The sequence below is a fragment of the Rhodococcus sp. APC 3903 genome (assembly GCF_030407755.1).
Lineage (GTDB): Bacteria > Actinomycetota > Actinomycetes > Mycobacteriales > Mycobacteriaceae > Rhodococcus_F > Rhodococcus_F erythropolis.
The window spans coordinates 490854-510782 of sequence record NZ_JASDCV010000001.1 but is presented as its reverse complement, the minus strand read 5'-3'; the positions used below and the strand labels follow the sequence as shown (position 1 = coordinate 510782).

Below are 19929 nucleotides of genomic sequence, written 5' to 3'. Positions count from 1 at the left end.
GTCGTCGTGGGCTCAGTCGTCGTGGGCTCAGTCGTCGTCGTGGGCTCAGTGGTCGTGGGCTCAGTCGTCGTGGTCGGCGTCGGAATTACGGTTGTACCGCAGTTGTGATGGTGGCAATGCCAGCCATAGTTGCCGTTGCCGTTGTTACCGCCACCGTTGCCGTTGTTACCGCCACCGTTGCCGTTGTTGCCGTTGTTATTGCCACCGTTGTTGCCGTAATTGCCGTTTCCGTTGCCATTGTTTCCACCGCCACTGTTGCCGCCAGGTTGGGCGGCGACGATGGCAGGGAAGACCGATACGGCAAGGACGCCGATACCCATCAGGCACATCACAGCAACAAGCATCATCGCTAGCCGTCGTGGCTGGCTCATCGACATTCCTCCCCGACACATACGTCCGACCTGCGGAAAACTGCGGCAGACTCATCGTGCCTATCGCACCGGACACACCCTCGTTACATTTCCGGCAAACATGTATCCGCCCAAGGATCATCCCTCACTTGGAAGCTCAACGGTCCGGATCAGCGGTCGCAATCGTATGAAACGGCGCACACTCGAGCTAAATCTTCACAATTCGGGCAGGCTCTGAAAATGCAGGAAAGGGCCGTTCAACTTTCGTTGAAAGACCCTTTTTGCTGGTACTTCTTGGTGGAGCTGAGGGGAATCGAACCCCTGACCTCTTCGATGCGAACGAAGCGCGCTACCAACTGCGCCACAGCCCCGTGCCACCGCCTCAGCGGTGCTCGGCAACTCTAACAGGAACGAATACTCCCGTTGGAATCACCCGACACGAACTTTCGACCTGACAAGATCGGCCCAGAAGGTCACTGACCGGATGCGCGACGCATCTCGGTGTGCCTGACCTCTTCTTCGTAGTGATCCAAGTGATCGAACGCCGGATCTTCGTCGTCGACCTCGAGAACAACCGCTCCTGGCCGGCGCAATCGCGCGGGAATCAGGCGCAGCTCTTCGTCGGTGTGCGATTCGACTCCGAGTCGCGATCGGTTGAGGCGCTCGGTGCGACGACGGCGAATCTCCTGCTCGATCCGAACCTGCCGACGTAGGTACGCCATGTACCCACCGAGGCCGCACACGGTCAGCACAAACAACCACCACACCATCGGCGAGATGATCAATGCGAGAGCGCCCGAGAGAATCGCGACGAATGCCAGGCCCAGCAATGTCCGCTGACGGAATGCGTACCGCGCCTCCCGGGCGATGGCATCCGCCTCGGGGTCGAATCCGCCTCGGCCGCGCCGAACGGGAACAAATTCTCCGACCGGTGCACGACCGCCGGTGTAGTCGTCTTCTGCGTGAGTGTCCATCTGGTCCTCCGCGTCGTAGCTGCTGCGCACTGGTTCTGGTTGCCAGTTCGGATCGCTTCGATGTCCTGCTGCCGGCCCGCGCTGAACAGGGTTGCTGTCGCCGCGGTGGAGTACTCGAGTCGCGAGCGCCGCGTCACTCGTCTGCCGGATCCTGGGGCGCTTGTTGACAAGCATCGGCACCAGGACGAACAGCCACACGGCCACCAGCCCGATCCACACGAATGAGCTAGGCATGCCGCGGCCTCCTCCCGATCACCTACCAGCACCTATGCCAGCCGTTGACGAGTCAAGGTTAACGGCCGACGCCCTCGCATCGTTGCCGACGCGCCGAACCCCACCATACTCATGTGTCACACGCGTACCGAACTGAACTTCCGGTTCAGTCCCAAAAGTCTCAAGTTCTGGTTGAATCAAAAACCACATTTTTCCGGCCGAAAGTAGGACTACTCAGCGGTAACTGCCGTTTAGCTCGCGTTTCTCACGCTCGTGGCGCCGTATTGGTCACACCCACGAAGCGCGTCCGGACCGCACCAATCTGTCGACGACGGTGGTGGGTACTTCCTCGATGGTCATTCCGACCAGAAGATGATCACGCCATTGGCCGTCGACATCGAGATAGCGCTTGAGAAGACCTTCCTCCCGGAACCCAACATTTCGTAGGACTGCGCGACTCGACGCGTTCTCCGGCCGAACGGTCGCCTCCACTCGATGCAGACCGACCTTCGAGAATGCGTGATCGAGTGTGAGCGCCACGGCCGCTGTGGCTACGCCCCCACCGGTGACGTGCGAGGCGACCCAATAGCCCACCCAGGCGGACCGCAGAGCGCCGCGCACGACATTTCCGATGGTGACCTGCCCGCAGTACTTCCCGTCGAGTTCGATCACCAAGGGAAGGATCCGACCCTTGCGCGCCTCGGAGCGAAGATTCCCGCACAGGGACGGCCAGACAGTGATGTGGTGGCGAGCATCCCAGGGCGACTCTCCGGTGGGCTCCCACGGCTCCAGGTGCTCGCGATCGCGAATGCGGAGGCGACTCCACACAGCAGCGTCACGGAGCTTCACGGGGCGGACGGTCACCACTCCCGCGGGCACTCGCAGTGGGCCGAGATCTTCCGGCCATCCTGGATGGACTGACATCACACCCCACTCGGGTCGGCGTTACCCACGTTGGGCGAGAAAAGCTACGTCGACTTCTTCACCGATGTGCACTTCGGTGACGTCTCGATCGACAAGAACCAAGCAATTGGCTTCCGCCAAGGTCGCGAGGAGATGTGAGGACGCACCGGGCGCACCCCCGAGTGCCTGCACCAGGTACTCCCCCGTCGCTTCGTCACGCATCAGCTGACCACGCAGGAAACCCTTGCGATCGGCAATCGACGTGATCGTTCCCACCGTGCGCGCCTTCACTACTCGCCGCATCGGTTGGCGGCGTCCGAGCGCGATTCTGATCAGCGGGCGAACCATGACTTCGAATACCACCAGTGCGCTGACCGGGTTGGACGGTAGGAGAAAGGTCGGAACCTCGTCTCGTCCCAGCTTGCCGAAGCCCTGCACTGATCCCGGATGCATGGCAACGCGCTCCACCTCGAGTGTCCCCAGGTCGGCAAGCGCCTCACGAACCTCGTCGGACGCTCCGCCGCCCACGGCACCGGCGATGACAACGATTTCCGAGCGAATCAGCTGTCCTTCGACTACTTCGCGAAGACGGCGCGAGTCGTTGCCTGCGATTCCCACACGGTTGACGTCGGCGCCGGCATCGCGCGCTGCGGCGGCGAGGGCATACGAATTGACGTCGTAGACCTGACCAGGCCCCGGCGTGCGATCCACGTCGACAAGTTCTCCACCGACGCTGATGACGGAGAGACGCGGACGCGGATGGACGAGCACTTTGTCGCGACCGACCGCGGCAAGCAAACCGACCTGTGCGGCTCCGATGATGGTGCCTGCCCGAACGGCCACGTCGCCCGGCTGGACGTCGTCACCTGCACGGCGAACGTAATCGCCCGAACGCACCGGCTCGAAGATCCGAACGCGAGCGCGACCACCGTCGGTGTTTTCGAGCGGGAGCACGGCGTCGGCCAGCGTGGGCAGCGGCGCGCCCGTGTCGACTCGAACGGCCTGACGCGGTTGCAACCGGATCGGTTGGCGTGAGCCCGCCGTCACCTCGCCGACCACCGGCAAGCTGAGGTCCGTAGGCTCGCCGTCCTCGCCGCGGAGGTCGGCTCCAGCGCCGGCGACATCGACACTGCGAACCGCGTAACCGTCGATGGCAGCTTGATCGAATCCCGGCAATGGGCGTTCGGTCACCACTTCCTCGGCACACAGCAGTCCCTGCGCCTCCGAGATGGCGACCCGAACCGGACGGGGTGCCACTGCAGCAGCGGTAACCCTGGTCTGCTGCTCCTCAACCGACCGCATCTGGTCCGCGTCCTCCTGTGTCTGGAAATTCGGTGATATCCGTCAGCTCATGATGCCTTGCCTTCGAAAAGGGACAAGCACATTGATACTGCGTTATCGGGCGATCAACCACCGTGGCGACACGCTCAGCGGTCGAGCCGATCCGCGAGCCACTTACGCAAGGACGGACCGTAATCGTCGCTGTCGAGTGCCAGGTCAACCGAAGCGCGGAGGTACCCGCCGGGGTTGCCCAGGTCATGACGCGTTCCGCGGTGCACGACCACGTGAACCGGATGACCCTCGGAAATCAGGAGAGCGATGGCGTCGGTGAGTTGCAACTCACCGCCGGCTCCCGGCTTGATGCGGCGAAGTGCGTCGAAGATCGCACGATCGAGCAGATAGCGACCCGCAGCGGCAAAGGTCGACGGCGCGTCTTCCACAGCCGGCTTCTCGACCATGCCGACGACCTTGAGGACGTCGGGATTGACCGCGTCGGGAACGATCTCGACGTCGAAGACGCCGTAAGCGCTCACTGCGTCCTTGGGAACGTCGATTGCACAGAGAACGGATCCGCCGCGCTTGGCCCGAACTCGCGCCATGATCTCCAGGACGCCACGCGGGAGCACGAGATCATCGGGCAGAAGGACCGCGATGGCATCTTCGTCGTCGTCGAGAACCGACTCGACGCAACCAACTGCGTGCCCGAGGCCGAGGGGCTGCTCCTGAATCACGGAATCGACTTCGAGCAAACCCGGCGCTTTGCGCACCTTTGCCAGGGCAGCAAGTTTTCCGCTCGCTTCCAGCTTGCTTTCGAGCACGAGATCCTCGACGAAGTGCGCAACCACTCCGTCTTTGCCCGGGGACGTCACGATGACGAGCCGCTCGGCTCCCGAGTCCGCAGCTTCACCCGCCACCAGTTCGATACCCGGTGTGTCCACGACCGGCAGCAATTCTTTCGGAACCGTCTTGGTGGCAGGCAGGAAACGCGTACCAAGTCCGGCTGCGGGAACCACGGCCGTACGGAAGGCCCTCGTGCTGCTAGCGACAACGTCTGTCATGCCAACACCTTAGCCGCCGCTTGTTACCGCTCGGTCAGCACGACGAATATCGTTGCGGGGTGACACCTCAGACAAAAGCACAATGGCGACAAATCGCACTCGCAGCACGTGATGCAGTCTCCGAGCACACCCGAAATACGGAAACTGCGGCGTTGATCACGCACATACGTTCAGTGATTGTCGACGGCTCAACCGTCTGTGCGTACGTCCCCACCCGCACCGAACCAGGATCCACCGACTTGCTCGACGCCGTTGCCGAGATCGCGCAGCGTGTACTACTTCCGATCACCGGAGAACCCGGACCGTTGTCCTGGGTTCAATACAGCGGTACCGACGGTTTGCGCCCCGCGAAGTACGGCATTCGGGAGCCCGTCGGACCCGTCCTACCACCGGAAACCCTGTCCGACGTGGAATGCATGCTGATCCCTGCTCTCGCGGTGGATCTTCGTGGAACACGCCTTGGCCGCGGCGCAGGCTTCTACGACCGGACGCTCGGGTCGGTCGGACCGCAGACTCGGCTCGTGGCAATTGTCAGAGACTCCGAACTCGTCGAGACCTTGCCTGCCGACGACCACGACATTCCGATGGGCTGGGCATTGACGCCGGGCGGCGGCCTCACGCGACTCCAGGGCGATTGATCTGCGGGAATAGATCCCTGATTAGCGCTGTTGGCACTGTCACTTGTAGAGTGCTAAAGGCTGCGGTGTAAATACGCGGCTGCTCGAACATCACAGTGCGGAGGAAGCCCGGTGCCCACCTACTCATACGCATGTACGGAATGTGACAACCGTTTCGACATCGTCCAGTCCTTCAGCGAAGATTCGCTGACGGTCTGCCCAGCTTGCTCAGGCAAGCTCCGCAAGCTGTTCAACTCTGTTGGCATCGTGTTCAAGGGCAGCGGCTTCTACCGCACCGACAGCCGCGGCGGCTCCGGGACTGCGAGCGAGCCCGCCAAGAGTGATTCGGCACCCGCTGCGAAGTCCGAGTCCAAGTCGGACTCCTCTTCGACATCGAGTTCGTCGACCAGCACGCCGGCGCCCGCGAAGGCTGCCGCAAGCTGATTTCCACAACCTCCGGGTTGTCCACAGTTTCACATCGTTAGGGCCGGAAGCACCGCTTCCGGCCCTAACGTGCATGAATGCCGTCAGCACGTTCTCGCTCGCCGAGGCGCTCCGATCCACTGCGCGCCCAGCTCGATCTCAGCCCGAGCACCTTCGATCGCGTCGTCGAACTGACACGCGGCGCACGATTCCGCACGGCGACAGTCCGCAAGATCGCAGCCGTTGCCCTGGCAGCACTCGGCGTCGTTCTCTTCTTCCGAGGCGATCCCGCGACCGATACCGTCGCTGCAGTTGTCTCGAGTCGCGATCTCACTCCCGGACAGGTGATCGCGGATTCGGATGTCGAGATCCGAGAGATCGACTCGAAACAGCTTCCCGAAGGAGTTGTCTCCGATACCGACCTGGTAGTCGGGAGAACCGTTGCCGGCCCGATTCGCTCCGGAGAAACCGTCACCGACGTGCGCGTTCTCAGCCCACGGCTGGCCGGGTTGTCGGTAGGAACCGACGACGCCCGTATCGTCCCCGTCCGATTGGCCGATGCAGCCGTCGCGGACATGTTGCGCAGCGGGGATGTCGTCGACGTCCTGACCGTCGGCCCTGACACATCCCGCACTGACACATCCCGCCCCGACACACCCAACGAATCAATTGCCGACAAGGCCCCGCAGATTCTTGCGGCGGGAGCAGTAGTCGCGTTGGTCACCACGTCGGAAAGTACACGTAACCAGCAGGAACAGGTGATTCTGCTGGCTCTGCCGACACCGGCAGCCAACGTCGTTGCCGCGGCATCCCTGTCCAATGCGATCACCGTGACATTCCGCTGACCGCACAAAGCGTCCGAAGCTCCTCTAGGATTTTTCCAGTCGGTTCGGTATCAACGGACCATCTGGCACTTGCCATCGGAGACTCGAGGGGACACCGACATGCTCAAGGGATTCAAGGATTTCCTGCTTCGCGGAAACGTGCTCGACCTGGCCGTCGCCGTGGTCATCGGCGCAGCCTTCACCGCCATCGTCACGGCATTCACCAGCAACATCATCAACCCACTCGTCGCTTCGATCGGCGGCGGCAACGAATATGGGTGGGGCATTCAGCTGACGGGTGACACCGCTGAGACGTTCTTGAACTTCGGCGCCGTGGTCACCGCGATCATCAACTTCATCATCATCGCGGCGGTCGTCTACTTCGTGCTGATCGTTCCCGCGAATGCGGCGAAGAAGAAGTTCGTCTCCGAGCCCGAGGACAAGGAAGCCAGCGAAACCGATCTGCTCATCCAGATCCGCGACATCCTCTCCGCCAATGCCGGTGGCGCCGACACGGGAGCTCACGCCAAGACGCTCGAATAGGCAGCGCTCACAGAACAAATCAGGCCCTCGGACATTGTGTCCGAGGGCCTGATTTACTTCTCAACCGCCGTGGTGCGGGGGCCGCTGACTGCGCAGCCAGTCGTCGTCCGAGGATCGCGAGGACCCTTCAGGACCCCGCTCGTCCGACGTCGTCTCGGGAAAGACGTCCCCGAAGATGCGCGCCAGGCGCTTCTTGTCGACTGGCGGCTTCTTCGGGGTATCTGGTTGCTCCGACAAGCTGACTCAGCCCTCGAGGCTGGACAGCTCGGCGATGACGTGACTCGCCAAAGCCGTCAGGGTTGCCATGCCGTCGCGAATTGCCGGCCTGGTCGACGCCAGATTGGCGACCACGGTGCTTCCCGAAACCCCGACGAGGCCGCGGGACAAGCCTGCTTCGAGCGATCCGGCCGACAGACCGGAAGCGCGAAGTGCTTCGGCAATTCCCGGGATCTCGCGATCGAGAACCTCTGCGGTCACGTCGGGAGTCACATCACGCGGGGATACCCCGGTACCGCCGACCGAGATGACGAGGTCGACGCCACCGATGACTGCGGTGTTGAGAGCGTTGCGGATCTCCACTTCGTCGGCGGCGACGGCGACCGTCGCATCGACGAGAAAACCCGCTTCGTTCAGCAGTTCCGTAACCAGTGGACCGATGGAGTCGGTGTTGTCGCCGTGGGCTGTGCGATCGTCGACGATGACGACCAGAGCGCGGCCGGCCGATGTGGCTTCGAGTTCCATGACACCTACCGTAGTGTCCGATCCCGACGCCGTTGCGATCTGGCCGAAGATCGGGTCGATCGTCTGCTGATCGCCGAACATCATCGGCCGCCCTGCGCTGCCGCGGTTCCCAACGTGACGTCGACGGTTTTGGTCTGCCCGCCGTCGCTGTACGTGATCGAGACCTTGTCGCCGGGAGCATGTGAACGCACTGCCGCGATCAGCGAATCACCATCTGCGACAACACGATCGTCGACCTTGGTGATGACTGCACCCTTCGGGATACCGGCCTTGGCGGCCGGCCCGTCAGCAGTGACATCCATGACGGTTGCGCCGTCGGCGTTGTCCTGCGACGGTACGGTCACGCCGATCATGGCTTGAGTCGCCTTGCCGGTCTTGATCAGTTCGTCGGCGACGCGGCGTGCCTGATCGATCGGGATGGCGAAACCGAGGCCGATGGAACCGCCCTGGGTACCCGACGACGCTCCGAGCGAGGCGATCGCCGTGTTGATGCCGATCAGCTGGCCGTCCATGTTGACGAGGGCGCCGCCGGAGTTGCCGGGGTTGATCGCTGCGTCGGTCTGCAGAGCGTCGATGACGGTGTTCTGGTTGCCGGACTCGCCGCTCGTGGACACCGGGCGATCGAGTGCGGAGATGATGCCTTCGGTGACCGTGCCGGCAAGGCCGAGCGGGGACCCGACGGCCACAACCTGCTGTCCGACCTGGACGTCGCCGGAGTTGCCGAGATCGATGGGGGTGAGGTCGTTGCGGCCGTCGACCTTGATGACGGCGATGTCGGAGACGGGATCGGCACCGACAAGGGTGGCCGAGGCCTTGGTTCCGTCGGAGAACGCGACGCGAAGTTGCGCTCCCTGTGCGCCGGCAACGTGGTTGTTGGTCAGGATCAGGCCGTCGGAGGACAGGATGACACCGGAACCCTCACCGCCCTGTCCCTGCGCGGTGGCGACCTCGATCTGCACGACGCTCGGCACCACCTTCGAGGCAACGGCCTGAACCGAGCCGGCGGGAGCGTTGGACGTGTTGGTCGCAGTGGGCTTCGGAGCGTTCAGAGAGTTGGTGACCGTCGCGGTTCCACCGTTGCGGTCCGCGACGACGGCACCGACCACGCCACCGACACCACCACTGACCAGGACCAGGGCGAGAGCGCCGGCAACCAGCGCCATGCGTCCCGACTTCGGCTTTGTGGTGGTCGAACCGGAGTTCGGCCCCTGCAGCGGTGCGGGGATCTGGTTGTGGCCGCCCGGGCCGTTCGGACCGCTGGGGCCACCAGGGTTGGGTGCGCCGTACGGGGCGCTCTGCTGGTACGCGGCCTCATGGGCACCGTGCGGGTGGCCGAAAGCCTGCGTGGGCTGCTGCGGCGCCTGCCCGAAGGCTTCGGTGGGTCGGGCAAAGGATTCGGTCGGCTGGTACGGCTGCTGAGGCGCCTGCCCCTGAGGCTGCTGCGGCGGCACAGGAGGCTGCGCCTGAGGTGCTGTCGGCTGCGCCTGGGTGGTGGGCTCGCTGTTGGGCTGCTCGGGCCGGGTCGGCCCGACGTTACGGTCCTCGGTCATCGGCTCGCTTTCGTCTACGGTGACCACCGGACGGGCAGTCACAACTGTTCTGCCGACAATGCTGCCTTGCGCTGCTGAGAAGGCGCTGAGACGTGCCTGTCACTTTACCCAGAGTTCGACGTGAAAATCCGGTTCTGTCGGCTCGGCCCGAAAGACTCTCGGGCCGAACGCATTAACTCGTGACGTCAGTCACCGAAGCACGGGACCAACGGGTCTACAGAACACGCTACTCGGCGCTCGGCCCTGGTTCGCCGGGAAGCACGATACGAACAAGCGCTCCCCCACGATCGGATTCGTCGATCGCGATGGTGCCGCCGTGCTTGACGACGACCTGACGCACAATCGCAAGTCCCAGACCCGATCCCGGCATCGAACGTGCCGCGGTCGACCGGTAGAAACGATCGAACACCAACTCCCGATCCTCCTCCGGAATGCCGGGTCCCGCATCACTTACGGTCAATTCCAACAATCCTTGGCCGACCGGACGCATTTCGACGCGTACCTGTTCGCCCTTCGGACTCCATTTCGCAGCGTTGTCGAGGACGTTCAGCACCGCACGCGACAGGCCCGCTTGATCTCCGTAGACGTACCACGGAGTGGTGACCGCTTCGAACTCGATTTCGTTGCGCCTGCGCCGCGCTCGTTCGAGCGCACGCTCGACGACGTCGCTGACGTCTACGCGCTCGTACACGGTTTCGGGCGCGTCTTCGCGGGCCAGATCGACAAGGTCACCTACCAGAGTCGACAGTTCCTCGATCTGCGCGACGACGTCGGCACGAAGTTCCGCCATGTCCTCGTCGGGAATCTGCGGCGCACCGGGGCGACTGGACGCGATCAGCAATTCCATGTTGGTACGCAACGAAGTCAACGGTGTGCGCAACTCGTGTCCGGCGTCCGCGACGAGGCGCGACTGACGCTCACGTGACTCGGCGAGCGCCCGCAGCATCGTGTTGAAACTCTCTGTCAGGCGCGCTAATTCGTCGCTCCCGGTAACGGGGATCTGCGTCAGATCGTCAGTCCGGGCGACTCGTTCGGTGGCGGCAGTCAGCCTGGCGATGGGCCGTAAACCGGTGCGGCCCACGGTAGTACCCGCCACCGCAGCAAGTATGACGCCACACCCCCCGACCACGAAGAGAACCCAGGCCAGCCGATCCAGTACCGCAACGGTCGGCGCGAGCCGCTGACCGATCACCAAAGTGCTTCCGTCATGCGTCCGTTGAGCAAGAACTCGCTGACCGTCGACGGTTCGCAGCGAAGAATCCGATTCGCCACGCGCTACGGCATCTTCGGCTTCACCGATCGGCACGTCGGAACCGGGCGGCTGGTACGTGCTCAGGTCCGAGAAGATCAGGGCCACACTGATGTCGGTGGTGTACAGCGTCGCACCGGAGATGTAGCGAGGATCGAATCGCACGACATTGCTGTCGATGAGCACCGCCGCCCTGGTACGCAACTGGTGATCGACGTCCGCGTAGAGCGCACGCGAAACCACCGCGTACGCCGCGATCGCCATGACTGCGACGGCAATGGCCACCACCGACGCAGCGAGGAGCGTCACACGCCAACGCAATGACACCGAACGGGTCAGTGGCATCGGCGGGCGCATTTCGACGGACGCTTGGGTGGTGGAGGATTTCTTCGGTTCGGCATTCTTGCCGAACGGAGCGGTGATCACGGAGGCGTCTCCCGCAGGACGTAGCCGACTCCGCGGACGGTGTGGATCAACCTCGGTTCGCCGTCGGCTTCCGTCTTGCGACGCAGGTAGCCGACGTACACCTCGAGCGCATTGCCGGACGTCGGGAAGTCGTACCCCCACACCTCTTCGAGAATGCGTCCACGGGTGAGCACGCGACGCGGGTTGGCCATGAGCATTTCGAGGAGGGAGAACTCGGTACGAGTCAGGCTGATCGATCGCTCTCCGCGCTTGACCTCACGGGTGACCGGGTCGAGGGTGAGGTCCTCGAAGGCCATCATTTCGGAATCGGCGTCCAGATCGGGCGCGGTGCGACGCAGTAGTGCACGCAACCTGGCAAGCAACTCTTCCAAAGCGAAGGGCTTGGGCAGGTAGTCGTCCGCTCCGGCATCGAGGCCGGCGACTCGCTCGCTGACCGAATCGCGGGCGGTGAGCACGAGGATGGGCAGGTCGTCGCCGGCACTGCGAAGACGACGGCACACTTCGAGTCCGTCGAGTCGCGGCATCATGACGTCGAGCACGACGGCGTCCGGCCGGTTGGCGAGGATCTTCTCGAGTGCGTCGAGCCCGTCGACCGCGAGCTCGACCGTGTAGCCGTTGAAGCTGAGCGACCGCCGAAGCGACTCGCGAACCGCCCGGTCGTCGTCGACCACCAAAATACGCATACCGACAGTTTGGACTGAAGTGCTGAGATGCGGCTGAGAGGGTCCGATTCCGGCCTCCGGCGTGTCGCGGTCAGTCCCGGGTTCGCCTGGGCCCGGGCAGGCTCCAATGACGCCATAACGCAAGCAGTCTGAACACCGCGGCGAACGCCGTGCCGCACACCAGCGCGGCGTTGGTGGACAGTCCGGCTTGCGAGACTGTGACCACCAACGCAGCGCCGAGCAGTGCGGGAACCGCGTACAGGTCTTTGTGCAGGAGCAGCGGTACCTCGTTGACGAGGACGTCGCGGATCACTCCGCCGCCGATCGCCGCGGTCGCACCGATCAATGTCGCCGCCAGCGAACTGGCGTTGTTGTCCAGCGCGATGACGGCGCCGGTACTCGCGAACAAGCCCATCCCCAGCGCGTCGAGCGCCAGGATTTCACGACGCAGTCGATTGAGCGGCTCGTGTAGGTAGAACACGGCGAGTGAGGTGGCGGCGGCCGTTCCGAAGTACGGCCAACTGCTCAGCGAGCTGGGCGGATGGACGCCGAGAAGGACGTCGCGGACGATACCGCCGCCGATGCCGGTGAACACACCCACCGAGCACACCCCGAAGATGTCGAGTCGCTTGGTGACGCCCACCAGGGCACCCGAGGCCGCGAACGCCACGATGCCCACCAGTTCGAGGATCCTCAGCAGCACCGGCCAAGGATCGCACGGTCAGATGCGGCTCGGGTCGATCACCCCGAGTCGAACTGCTTTGACCAGTCGCCGAGGAACCCGGTGGGTCTGGCCGAAGGCCGTGACCTCGACCAGATCGGGCGCCGTCGCCTTCCACTGGGCACGGCGACTGCGGGTGTTGGAACGCGACATCTTCCGCTTGGGAACGGCCATCAGAGTGCCTTGCGCTTTCCGTAGCGACGCTCGAACTTCTCGACGCGTCCGGCGGTGTCCATCACTCGTTGTGCTCCAGTCCAGAACGGGTGCGAGTCGCTCGTGACGTCGACGACCAACAGCGGGTATGTGCCGCCGTCTTCCCATTCGACGGTGCGCTCACTCGTCACGGTCGACCGGGTCAGGAAGCTCTTGCCGGTGCTGGCGTCCTGGAACACCACGGGGTGGTAGTCGGGGTGCATCTGCTTCTTCATTCGTTTCCCTCTCGCGTTGATTCGGTTTCGGCATAAGGTGATTCGGATTCGTCGCACGGGTCTTCGTGGAACTCTCCGAACGGGTCTTCCCAGGTGGTCCACGACGCTTCGTCGGCCAACTCCTCGTCGGTGACCAGGGCGTGCTGCAGCGTTCGGTCGATCTCGAGCGGATTGGCTCCGCACGCCAGAACCACCATCGAGGTATCGCGGTCGCCGAAACGCTCGTCCCATTTCAGGGCCGCGAGCGCACGGCGCTCGGCTGGAACGCGCTCGCGTTGCTGCGGCGTCATCGCGGCCAGCCAGGTGTCCGCGCTGGCAACTCGCAGGCCACCGCCCGCCGATTCGAGCCAGAGCGCTTCGCCCGGTTGAGTCGCCACCCAGACGCGCCCGCGGGAATAGACGACACCTTCGAGCAGGACGTCGATCGCCTCGTGCAGACGCTCGGGGTGGAACGGCCGGTTAGCGGTAAACTCGACGAGCATCACTCCGCCGTCGTCGTCGAGCGGCGGCTGACGACGCAACAGCGGTGAGTGAGCGTCGGCCAGCTCACCGCGTCGCGCATCCGCAGGCACCTCGAGGAGCAGTGCCTCGATGTCGTCTCCCTCATCGAAGACGGGTACGCGCGGAGCAATGCGCGCGAGAACCGCGTTCAAGCGGGACCGCTGCCAGCCGTCGAGTCCATCGGACCCGCGCATTACGAGAGCGTCGGCGAAGTCGACCTGCCCGACGACGACTTGAGCCAGGGTGCGGTCGTCGTCGAGAGCTTCGTCGCCGGTGGCGTCGGCAAGCCAGGTCTGGGCGTCGATGCACGTCACGACGGCGTCGACGCGGCAGTCACGCTGCGCCGGTCCGTCCAATTGGCCGACGACGCCGGTCACGACGACATGCTCGATCGCCCAGCACAGCGCTTCGGGTTCGAGTTGGCGGTCAAGCAGCAAGACGATCCGCTGAACCGAACTGTGCGAGTGAAGGCGACGCAGCAGCGGCAGCAAGTCTTCGCGCAGGGTGCAGGAGACGCAGCCGTGCGCGAGCTCGAGGATCGTCTCGCGTTCGGACACCGTCCCGGCAGACCCGGTGCCCCCGGTCATCGAGGTGACCGTCCGCCGGACCACCCCTTCACGGACGTGGCTCAGGTCGTGGTGAACCAGAACAGTTCCGGTTCGCAGCAACGCTCGTGCGGTGTGTGGAGTGGATTCGCTCATGCCGGCGACCAGGACCAGCGGAGTCCTGCCGTCCAGGATCGTGTTCACAGCGGACCTTTCTGGGAATGATTGTCATTACCGGGGATGAACGCTACATTGATCTCACCGCATTGTCGAAAATGATTGTCATCTGCAAGTTGAAAGGAACACCCATGTCGGCTCACTGCCAAGTGACCGGACGTGTGCCGGGGTTCGGAAAATCCGTCTCGCACTCCCACAAGCGTTCGAATCGTCGCTGGAACCCGAACATCCAGCGCAAGACATACGTATTGCCCAGCGAGGGTCGTCGCATCACGCTCACCCTCTCGACCAAGGGCATCAAGACGATCGACCGCGACGGCATCGAATCCGTCGTCGCCCGGATCCGCGCGCGCGGCGAGAAGGTCTGAGCAGATGGCACGCAACGAGATCCGCCCGATCGTGAAACTCAAGTCCACCGCGGGCACCGGGTACACGTACGTGACCCGCAAGAACCGTCGCAACGACCCCGATCGACTCGTACTGAAGAAGTACGACCCGGTGCTGCGCAAGCACGTCGATTTCCGAGAAGAGAAGTAGGCATGGCCAAGAAGTCGAAGATCGCGAAGAACAACCAGCGACGGGTCGTCGTCGAGCGATACGCGGAGCAGAGGTCGGCACTCAAGGAGACGATCCGCTCCCCGAAAAGCTCACCCGAGGAGCGCGCGAAGGCCCAAGCGACCCTGCAACGTCTACCACGCGACGCCAGTCCGGTACGATTGCGCAATCGAGACGCTGCGGATGGACGTCCGCGCGGCCACCTGCGGAAGTTCGGGCTCTCCCGGATTCGCGTGCGAGAAATGGCGCACCGTGGGGAACTGCCTGGCGTACACAAGTCGAGCTGGTAAGGAAGTCGGATGGCAGTCAAGCGTTCACCGTCGAAGAAGCCACGCCCCGTAGAGGGTCGTAAGCCCAAGAAGAACCCGTTGTTCGCAGCGAAGATCACGCATGTCGATTACAAGGACATCAACTTGCTTCGCACGTTCATCTCGGACCGCGGCAAGATCCGCAGCCGTCGCGTCACGGGCCTGACCCCGCAGCAGCAGCGTCAGGTCGCCGTTGCAGTGAAGAACGCCCGCGAAATGGCGTTGCTCCCCTTCACCGCCGCACGGTAGTCATACGTAGAAGTACCGAAGAGGCCGCGCAGTCACTCGACTGCGCGGCCTTTTCGTTGCCCGGACTAAGATTTCCCGGAGTCGTTCATTCCAGTCGAGAGGTGCCCGCAGCGTGTCGGGAGTTGTTGCGGGTTTCACCGTCATTTTTGTCGTCATCGCGGTCGGGTATCTCCTCGGTCGCCTCGGCACCCTCGGTAGCCAAGGACAGTTCGTTCTCGGTCGGCTCGTCTTCTTCGTCGCGACGCCTGCCCTGCTGTTCACCACGCTCGCGTCGTCCGATCTTTCAGTTATCTTCTCGCCGACGCTCGCGGTCGCGTCGGCCACCGCCTTTGCCGTCGGCGCCTTGTACGTCGTCGTCGCAAAAATCTGGCTCGACCGGCCGCTGCCCGAGCTGACCATCGGCGCACTGTCGGCGTCGTACGTGAATTCGGCCAACCTCGGTATCCCGATCGCGGTGTTCGTGCTCGGCGATGCCACGTTCGTCGCGCCGCTCCTGCTCTTCCAGATCGTCGTGTACTCCCCGATCGCCTTGACGATCCTCGATCTCACGGCATTGCGGGGCGAAGCCGAAAAACTGTCACTGATCGACACTGTCACCGCTCCGTTCAAGAATCCGATCGTGCTCGCGGGCGCTGCGGGGTTGATCGTGGCGTTGATCGGTTGGGTGCCGCCGAGACCCTTGATGCAGCCTTTCGAATTGATCGGCGCCACGTCGGTCCCCGGCGCACTGCTGGCATTCGGGCTCTCGTTGTACGGCGTACGAGTGCTCGAGAAGGGCTCCAGTCCGCGCCGCGACGTCGCGCTTGCGTCGACCCTCAAGATCGTCGTCCAACCGGTGCTGGCTTACCTGATGGCGCACTTCCTCCTCGGCATCGACGGCCATCAGTTGTTCGCCATCGTGGTCGTCTCGACGTTGCCGACGGCTCAGAACGTCTTCATCTATGCAAGCCGATATCGGCGCGGAATGGTCCTCGCCCGAGACAGCGCCTTTGTCACCACTTTGGCGTCGATACCGGCGATTGCGCTGGTCACGGCGCTACTCGCTTGAGCAGGGTTACGGTGGATTCATGCGTGTACTAACCCTCGCCGTTCTGGCCTGCCTTGCTGTGGCCGGATGCTCCGTCGGGGCCCAGACAACGGGGCCGGTTGCCGCGCCGAATCCGATGGCGGCCAACGAAGCAAGTCCCGCCGACTGGTCGCTCGGAACCCCCGTTCCCGACGAGGTCGACGACAGCGAGATGGGCACGGAGTTCGACAGCCGCACCGACATCGTGGGTGCGACGGCCACCATGTTCGAATCGTGGTCCGAGGTCGACGATCACACGGTGGCAGTCCACTTCGTGACCGGCACTCCGGAGTGCTACGGCGCGTACGCAACCGTCGAAGAGACTGATACGACGGTGATCGTCACGCTCCGAACCGGAGCATTGCCGGAGGCCGCGGACAAGATGTGCATCTTGGTTGCCGTGTTCGGCAGCCTGGACGTTCCGCTGAGCCGACCGCTCGGCGATCGCCACGTCATCAACGGCTAGCCGCGCCTAAACGGCACAAGATCACCGATCGAACACTCCGTTTCGTCAGGTGTGGTGTGCGTCTCCTCGGGACAGACTGAAAACCGACACCCGTTCACTCGCTCGTCGGCATCTTTCGACTCGAGCGGTGCTCAACATGAAGGAGCTCGCAAGTGCCTACTCTCCAGAGAGACGTTGCAATCGTCGGCGCCGGCCCCTCTGGCCTGGCAGCTGCAACCGCGCTGCGCAAGGCCGGTTTGACCGTCGCTGTGATCGAAGCGCGCGACCGCGTCGGCGGCCGCACGTGGACCGACACCATCGACGGAGCAGTTCTGGAAATCGGCGGCCAGTGGGTCTCCCCCGACCAGACCGCGCTGATCTCCTTGCTCGACGAACTCGGTCTGAAAACTTTCGAGCGCTACCGCGAGGGCGAGTCCGTCTACATCTCGTCGGCAGGTGAGCGGACGCAGTACACGGGTGATTCCTTCCCCACGAACGACACCACGAAGAAGGAGATGGACCGTCTCATCGACGAGATGGACGATCTCGCAGCACAGATCGGCGCCGAGGAACCGTGGGCACATCCCCTCGCCCGCGATCTCGACACAGTCTCCTTCAAGCAGTGGCTGATCAATCAGTCCGACGACGCCGAGGCACGTGACAACATCGGCCTCTTCATCGCCGGTGGCATGCTCACCAAGCCCGCCCACTCGTTCTCTGCCCTGCAGGCCGTACTCATGGCCGCTTCGGCAGGCTCCTTCTCCCACCTCGTCGACGAGGACTTCATCCTCGACAAGCGAGTGATCGGCGGAATGCAGCAGGTATCGATCCGCATGGCGGAGGCTCTCGGTGACGACGTCTTCCTCAACGCACCCGTGCGAACGGTGAAGTGGAACGAATCCGGCGCAACGGTGTTGGCGGACGGCGATGTTCGCGTCGAGGCAAGCCGAGTGATCCTGGCCGTACCGCCCAACCTCTACTCCCGGATCTCGTACGATCCCCCGCTGCCGCGTCGTCAGCACCAGATGCACCAGCACCAGTCCCTCGGCCTCGTCATCAAGGTGCACGCGGTGTACGAGACGCCTTTCTGGCGCGAAGACGGCCTCTCCGGCACCGGCTTCGGCGCGTCCGAGGTAGTGCAGGAGGTGTACGACAACACCAACCACGAGGACGATCGCGGCACCCTGGTCGCTTTCGTCTCCGACGAGAAGGCCGACGCGATGTTCGAGCTTTCCGTCGAGGAGCGTAAGGCCACGATTCTGGCCTCACTTGCCCGCTACCTGGGCCCGAAGGCCGAAGAACCGGTTGTGTACTACGAATCCGACTGGGGCTCGGAGGAATGGACCCGCGGTGCGTACGCGGCCAGCTTCGACCTCGGTGGCCTGCACCGATACGGCGCGGATTCCCGCACACCCGTCGGCCCGATCCACTTCTCGTGCTCCGACATCGCAGCCGAGGGGTACCAGCACGTCGACGGTGCTGTCCGGATGGGGCAGCGAACCGCCGCCGACATCATCGCCCGCAGCAAGGCCTGACGGCCACTTTGCCAAGTCTCGATCATTGCCCGGCAGTCACGACTGCCGGGCAATGATCGAGAGCAGCAGTTCCGCACGAACTCTCGCTACCTCGAGTCGACAGTCGATCAAGCTCTCCACCTTCGCCATTCGGCTTCGCAGCGTGTGCCGGTGGACGCCCATCGTGATGGCTGCCGCTTCCCAGTGCCCGTTGGCCTCGAGAAATGCCCGCAACGACGCCAGCAGTTCGGTGCCGTTGTCACGGTCATAGTCCTCGATCGGTGTGATCATCGTTTCCGCCAGCGTGTTGAGCACTTCACGCGTCGAATCGAAAGACAGCAGCACACTTCCGGTCAGCGCCGCGAATTCCAAAGGCTCGCCACCGATTTCCGCCGCAGACGCACACAGCTGGGACTGTTCGACGGCGACCGCCAGCGCTGCGACCACGCGCCGCGCACTCAGGCCCACACGAAGCGCGCGAAGATCCGACCTCGATACCCCGCCGAGCAGCTCTCGGGCGAACTCGACGTCGTCGGTTCCACGCAGCAGCACCGTGACGCGAGTGTCGTTGATTCGCGAGAACAACTGCCGCCCTGCCTTGTTCATGAACTCGGCAATCTCGACTCCGACGCGTCCCGCTACGTCGGACGTGTCGGCAAGAACTGTCAACCCTCGGATCATTCCCTCGCCGTCGGCGGCCTGCCGGATCTGTTGCCACGCCGGCGCCGGGTCACGGTCTTCGGTGAGCAGCAACCCGAGGGCATGCGAATTCAACTGATCCTGAGTGGCGCGCAGGCGCGCAGGTTTCTCGAAGTCCAACGCCAGCAACGAGTTCGCGTGACCGAGCAGTATCTGATCGACGTAGCTGAGCGCCGAAGCACTGATCACCGCCAGGTATCCGTACGGCGTCCTTCCGACGCTGATCTGTTGCACGGCGATGGACGCTCCAGACCTTGCAAGCGTCACGCTGCTGGATGCGCCGCCCCCGAGAGTTGCTCGCAGTTCGTCGATCACGTCGTCCGTCGGCAGTTGAGGTGAGCTCTCGAGAACTCGTCCGGCGACGTCGAGAAGAAGCACCGTCGCCGAGGTTGCGATCGCCAGTTCACGCACGGTTGCGGCAGTTCCGCCGGAAATGACGGCACGCGTCATCCGCGGTTGCGCCCGCGACGCCCGGAGGACAGCTTCATATTCCTGCTCTGCCAACCGGCTCATCACACGCTTGACGACGGCAGCAAACGGCGTCGGCAGCGGCACCTCGATCAGCGGGAGTCCGATCTCGTCGGCGACGGCCACCAGATCGGCCGGGACCTCGGGGTACGACAGCCCGGTTCCGAATCCCACCGCCGCCACACCCGCCGCATCGAGCATCCGGAGATAGCGGCCGCGCTTTTGCTGAGTGGACGGCAATCGGATGCCGGTGGTGAGGATGAATTCGCCGCCGGTCAACCATCGAAACGGGTCGAGCAGCTCCGTGGCGTGCGCAAATGTGATCTCGCGACCGACACCCTGCGCCCCACCTTTGAGTTCCAGCGCGAGATCCGGCTGCGCCAACATCCACCGCACAGCGATCGTCATGGGCAGGACTGTACAACTCGGCGCGTCAGGG

The 19929-nt window shown here is 63.7% G+C and carries 26 protein-coding genes and 1 tRNA gene; 11 read left to right on the top strand and 16 right to left on the bottom strand.

The genetic code is table 11. From position 1 onward, the window contains the following. The 6 genes from QMA15_RS02505 to QMA15_RS02480 form a co-directional block, all read right to left on the bottom strand. On the bottom strand, positions 1-371 hold a 371-nt coding region (locus QMA15_RS02505; protein ID WP_290283632.1), incomplete at its 3' end, for a hypothetical protein. A 274-nt stretch (positions 372-645) separates the two neighbouring features. Next, a tRNA-Ala gene (locus QMA15_RS02500) sits at positions 646-721 on the bottom strand. 102 nt (positions 722-823) lie between these two features. Then, on the bottom strand, positions 824-1558 hold the full coding sequence (gene glpR, locus QMA15_RS02495; protein ID WP_060939735.1) for a gephyrin-like molybdotransferase receptor GlpR: 735 nt from the start codon (positions 1556-1558) through the stop codon (positions 824-826). A 267-nt stretch (positions 1559-1825) separates the two neighbouring features. Continuing rightward, positions 1826-2461: a GNAT family protein gene (locus QMA15_RS02490; protein WP_007727523.1), complete on the bottom strand. Its 636-nt coding sequence runs from the start codon at positions 2459-2461 to the stop codon at positions 1826-1828. A gap of 21 nt (positions 2462-2482) precedes the next feature. Continuing rightward, on the bottom strand, positions 2483-3742 hold the full coding sequence (glp, locus tag QMA15_RS02485) for a gephyrin-like molybdotransferase Glp (protein ID WP_003946353.1): 1260 nt from the start codon (positions 3740-3742) through the stop codon (positions 2483-2485). Positions 3743-3867: 125 nt separating this feature from the next. Continuing rightward, complete coding sequence (locus tag QMA15_RS02480; protein ID WP_019744725.1) at positions 3868-4779, bottom strand: UTP--glucose-1-phosphate uridylyltransferase; 912 nt, start codon at positions 4777-4779, stop codon at positions 3868-3870. A gap of 59 nt (positions 4780-4838) precedes the next feature. On the opposite strand from QMA15_RS02480, the gene QMA15_RS02475 reads away from it, so the two are divergent. The 4 genes from QMA15_RS02475 to mscL all read left to right on the top strand — a co-directional run bounded on the left by QMA15_RS02475 (position 4839) and on the right by mscL (position 7186). Then, complete coding sequence (locus QMA15_RS02475; protein WP_042952560.1) at positions 4839-5417, top strand: 5-formyltetrahydrofolate cyclo-ligase; 579 nt, start codon at positions 4839-4841, stop codon at positions 5415-5417. 111 nt (positions 5418-5528) lie between these two features. Then, positions 5529-5840: an FmdB family zinc ribbon protein gene (locus QMA15_RS02470; protein ID WP_003946378.1), complete on the top strand. Its 312-nt coding sequence runs from the start codon at positions 5529-5531 to the stop codon at positions 5838-5840. A gap of 77 nt (positions 5841-5917) precedes the next feature. After that, positions 5918-6664, top strand: coding sequence for an SAF domain-containing protein (locus tag QMA15_RS02465; RefSeq protein ID WP_046378979.1), 747 nt, complete (start codon positions 5918-5920; stop codon positions 6662-6664). A gap of 99 nt (positions 6665-6763) precedes the next feature. Beyond that, positions 6764-7186, top strand: a complete 423-nt coding sequence (mscL, locus tag QMA15_RS02460; protein ID WP_029255923.1) for a large conductance mechanosensitive channel protein MscL — start codon at positions 6764-6766, stop codon at positions 7184-7186. A 60-nt stretch (positions 7187-7246) separates the two neighbouring features. On the opposite strand, the gene QMA15_RS02455 is transcribed toward mscL, so the two are convergent. The 9 genes from QMA15_RS02455 to QMA15_RS02415 form a co-directional block, all read right to left on the bottom strand. Continuing rightward, complete coding sequence (locus QMA15_RS02455; protein WP_019744729.1) at positions 7247-7423, bottom strand: hypothetical protein; 177 nt, start codon at positions 7421-7423, stop codon at positions 7247-7249. 6 nt (positions 7424-7429) lie between these two features. Further along, positions 7430-7927, bottom strand: a complete 498-nt coding sequence (locus QMA15_RS02450) for a MogA/MoaB family molybdenum cofactor biosynthesis protein (protein ID WP_176720912.1) — start codon at positions 7925-7927, stop codon at positions 7430-7432. Between the two features lie 80 nt (positions 7928-8007). Beyond that, entirely contained in the window at positions 8008-9477 is a 1470-nt protein-coding gene (locus QMA15_RS02445; RefSeq protein WP_279163662.1) for a trypsin-like peptidase domain-containing protein, read from the bottom strand. A 226-nt stretch (positions 9478-9703) separates the two neighbouring features. After that, positions 9704-11083: a HAMP domain-containing sensor histidine kinase gene (locus QMA15_RS02440; protein ID WP_020908630.1), complete on the bottom strand. Its 1380-nt coding sequence runs from the start codon at positions 11081-11083 to the stop codon at positions 9704-9706. Positions 11084-11148: 65 nt separating this feature from the next. Continuing rightward, positions 11149-11835 carry a response regulator transcription factor gene (locus QMA15_RS02435; protein ID WP_003946387.1) on the bottom strand — a complete coding sequence of 229 codons (687 nt, stop codon included), beginning with the start codon at positions 11833-11835 and terminating at the stop codon, positions 11149-11151. 70 nt (positions 11836-11905) lie between these two features. Beyond that, the gene (locus QMA15_RS02430) at positions 11906-12517 is read right to left on the bottom strand and encodes a trimeric intracellular cation channel family protein (RefSeq protein WP_003946409.1); all 612 of its coding nucleotides are present in this window, start codon (positions 12515-12517) and stop codon (positions 11906-11908) included. A gap of 18 nt (positions 12518-12535) precedes the next feature. Beyond that, positions 12536-12709 (bottom strand): 50S ribosomal protein L32, encoded by a 174-nt coding sequence (rpmF, locus tag QMA15_RS02425; RefSeq protein WP_007727540.1) that lies wholly within the window; start codon positions 12707-12709, stop codon positions 12536-12538. Then, entirely contained in the window at positions 12709-12963 is a 255-nt protein-coding gene (locus tag QMA15_RS02420; RefSeq protein WP_003946367.1) for a type B 50S ribosomal protein L31, read from the bottom strand. Before QMA15_RS02420 ends, rpmF begins: the two co-directional genes overlap by 1 nt. Then, complete coding sequence (locus QMA15_RS02415; protein ID WP_279163661.1) at positions 12960-14213, bottom strand: GTP-binding protein; 1254 nt, start codon at positions 14211-14213, stop codon at positions 12960-12962. The genes QMA15_RS02420 and QMA15_RS02415 overlap by 4 nt, the downstream gene beginning before the upstream one ends. A 104-nt stretch (positions 14214-14317) precedes the next feature. Here QMA15_RS02415 and rpmB point away from each other — a divergent pair, with 104 nt between their 5' ends. From rpmB to QMA15_RS02380, 7 genes are all read left to right on the top strand, one after another. Next, complete coding sequence (rpmB, locus tag QMA15_RS02410; RefSeq protein ID WP_020908631.1) at positions 14318-14554, top strand: 50S ribosomal protein L28; 237 nt, start codon at positions 14318-14320, stop codon at positions 14552-14554. A gap of 4 nt (positions 14555-14558) precedes the next feature. After that, positions 14559-14723 carry a 50S ribosomal protein L33 gene (gene rpmG, locus QMA15_RS02405; RefSeq protein WP_003946358.1) on the top strand — a complete coding sequence of 55 codons (165 nt, stop codon included), beginning with the start codon at positions 14559-14561 and terminating at the stop codon, positions 14721-14723. Between the two features lie 2 nt (positions 14724-14725). Beyond that, entirely contained in the window at positions 14726-15031 is a 306-nt protein-coding gene (gene rpsN, locus QMA15_RS02400; protein ID WP_095971064.1) for a 30S ribosomal protein S14, read from the top strand. Positions 15032-15040: 9 nt separating this feature from the next. Beyond that, entirely contained in the window at positions 15041-15298 is a 258-nt protein-coding gene (gene rpsR / locus QMA15_RS02395; protein WP_003946414.1) for a 30S ribosomal protein S18, read from the top strand. Between the two features lie 112 nt (positions 15299-15410). Beyond that, on the top strand, positions 15411-16346 hold the full coding sequence (locus QMA15_RS02390) for an AEC family transporter (RefSeq protein ID WP_029255926.1): 936 nt from the start codon (positions 15411-15413) through the stop codon (positions 16344-16346). Positions 16347-16365: 19 nt separating this feature from the next. Beyond that, the gene (locus QMA15_RS02385) at positions 16366-16830 is read left to right on the top strand and encodes a hypothetical protein (RefSeq protein ID WP_007727550.1); all 465 of its coding nucleotides are present in this window, start codon (positions 16366-16368) and stop codon (positions 16828-16830) included. 152 nt (positions 16831-16982) lie between these two features. Then, complete coding sequence (locus QMA15_RS02380; protein ID WP_007727552.1) at positions 16983-18344, top strand: NAD(P)/FAD-dependent oxidoreductase; 1362 nt, start codon at positions 16983-16985, stop codon at positions 18342-18344. A 36-nt stretch (positions 18345-18380) separates the two neighbouring features. Here QMA15_RS02380 and QMA15_RS02375 read toward each other — a convergent pair whose 3' ends face one another. Further along, entirely contained in the window at positions 18381-19898 is a 1518-nt protein-coding gene (locus QMA15_RS02375) for a PucR family transcriptional regulator (protein ID WP_021332308.1), read from the bottom strand. Positions 19899-19929: the final 31 nt, after the last annotated feature.

Coding starts and splice junctions, on each gene's coding strand:
- glpR (WP_060939735.1), bottom strand. CDS start 1,558: ATGCCTAGCTCATTCGTGTGGATCGGGCTGGTGGCCGTGTGGCTGTTC.
- QMA15_RS02490 (WP_007727523.1), bottom strand. CDS start 2,461: ATGTCAGTCCATCCAGGATGGCCGGAAGATCTCGGCCCACTGCGAGTG.
- glp (WP_003946353.1), bottom strand. CDS start 3,742: ATGCGGTCGGTTGAGGAGCAGCAGACCAGGGTTACCGCTGCTGCAGTG.
- QMA15_RS02480 (WP_019744725.1), bottom strand. CDS start 4,779: ATGACAGACGTTGTCGCTAGCAGCACGAGGGCCTTCCGTACGGCCGTG.
- QMA15_RS02465 (WP_046378979.1), top strand. CDS start 5,918: ATGCCGTCAGCACGTTCTCGCTCGCCGAGGCGCTCCGATCCACTGCGC.
- mscL (WP_029255923.1), top strand. CDS start 6,764: ATGCTCAAGGGATTCAAGGATTTCCTGCTTCGCGGAAACGTGCTCGAC.
- QMA15_RS02450 (WP_176720912.1), bottom strand. CDS start 7,927: ATGGAACTCGAAGCCACATCGGCCGGCCGCGCTCTGGTCGTCATCGTC.
- QMA15_RS02445 (WP_279163662.1), bottom strand. CDS start 9,477: ATGACCGAGGACCGTAACGTCGGGCCGACCCGGCCCGAGCAGCCCAAC.
- QMA15_RS02440 (WP_020908630.1), bottom strand. CDS start 11,083: ATGCGCCCGCCGATGCCACTGACCCGTTCGGTGTCATTGCGTTGGCGT.
- QMA15_RS02435 (WP_003946387.1), bottom strand. CDS start 11,835: ATGCGTATTTTGGTGGTCGACGACGACCGGGCGGTTCGCGAGTCGCTT.
- rpmF (WP_007727540.1), bottom strand. CDS start 12,709: ATGGCCGTTCCCAAGCGGAAGATGTCGCGTTCCAACACCCGCAGTCGC.
- QMA15_RS02420 (WP_003946367.1), bottom strand. CDS start 12,963: ATGAAGAAGCAGATGCACCCCGACTACCACCCCGTGGTGTTCCAGGAC.
- rpmB (WP_020908631.1), top strand. CDS start 14,318: ATGTCGGCTCACTGCCAAGTGACCGGACGTGTGCCGGGGTTCGGAAAA.
- rpmG (WP_003946358.1), top strand. CDS start 14,559: ATGGCACGCAACGAGATCCGCCCGATCGTGAAACTCAAGTCCACCGCG.
- rpsN (WP_095971064.1), top strand. CDS start 14,726: ATGGCCAAGAAGTCGAAGATCGCGAAGAACAACCAGCGACGGGTCGTC.
- rpsR (WP_003946414.1), top strand. CDS start 15,041: ATGGCAGTCAAGCGTTCACCGTCGAAGAAGCCACGCCCCGTAGAGGGT.
- QMA15_RS02385 (WP_007727550.1), top strand. CDS start 16,366: ATGCGTGTACTAACCCTCGCCGTTCTGGCCTGCCTTGCTGTGGCCGGA.
- QMA15_RS02375 (WP_021332308.1), bottom strand. CDS start 19,898: ATGACGATCGCTGTGCGGTGGATGTTGGCGCAGCCGGATCTCGCGCTG.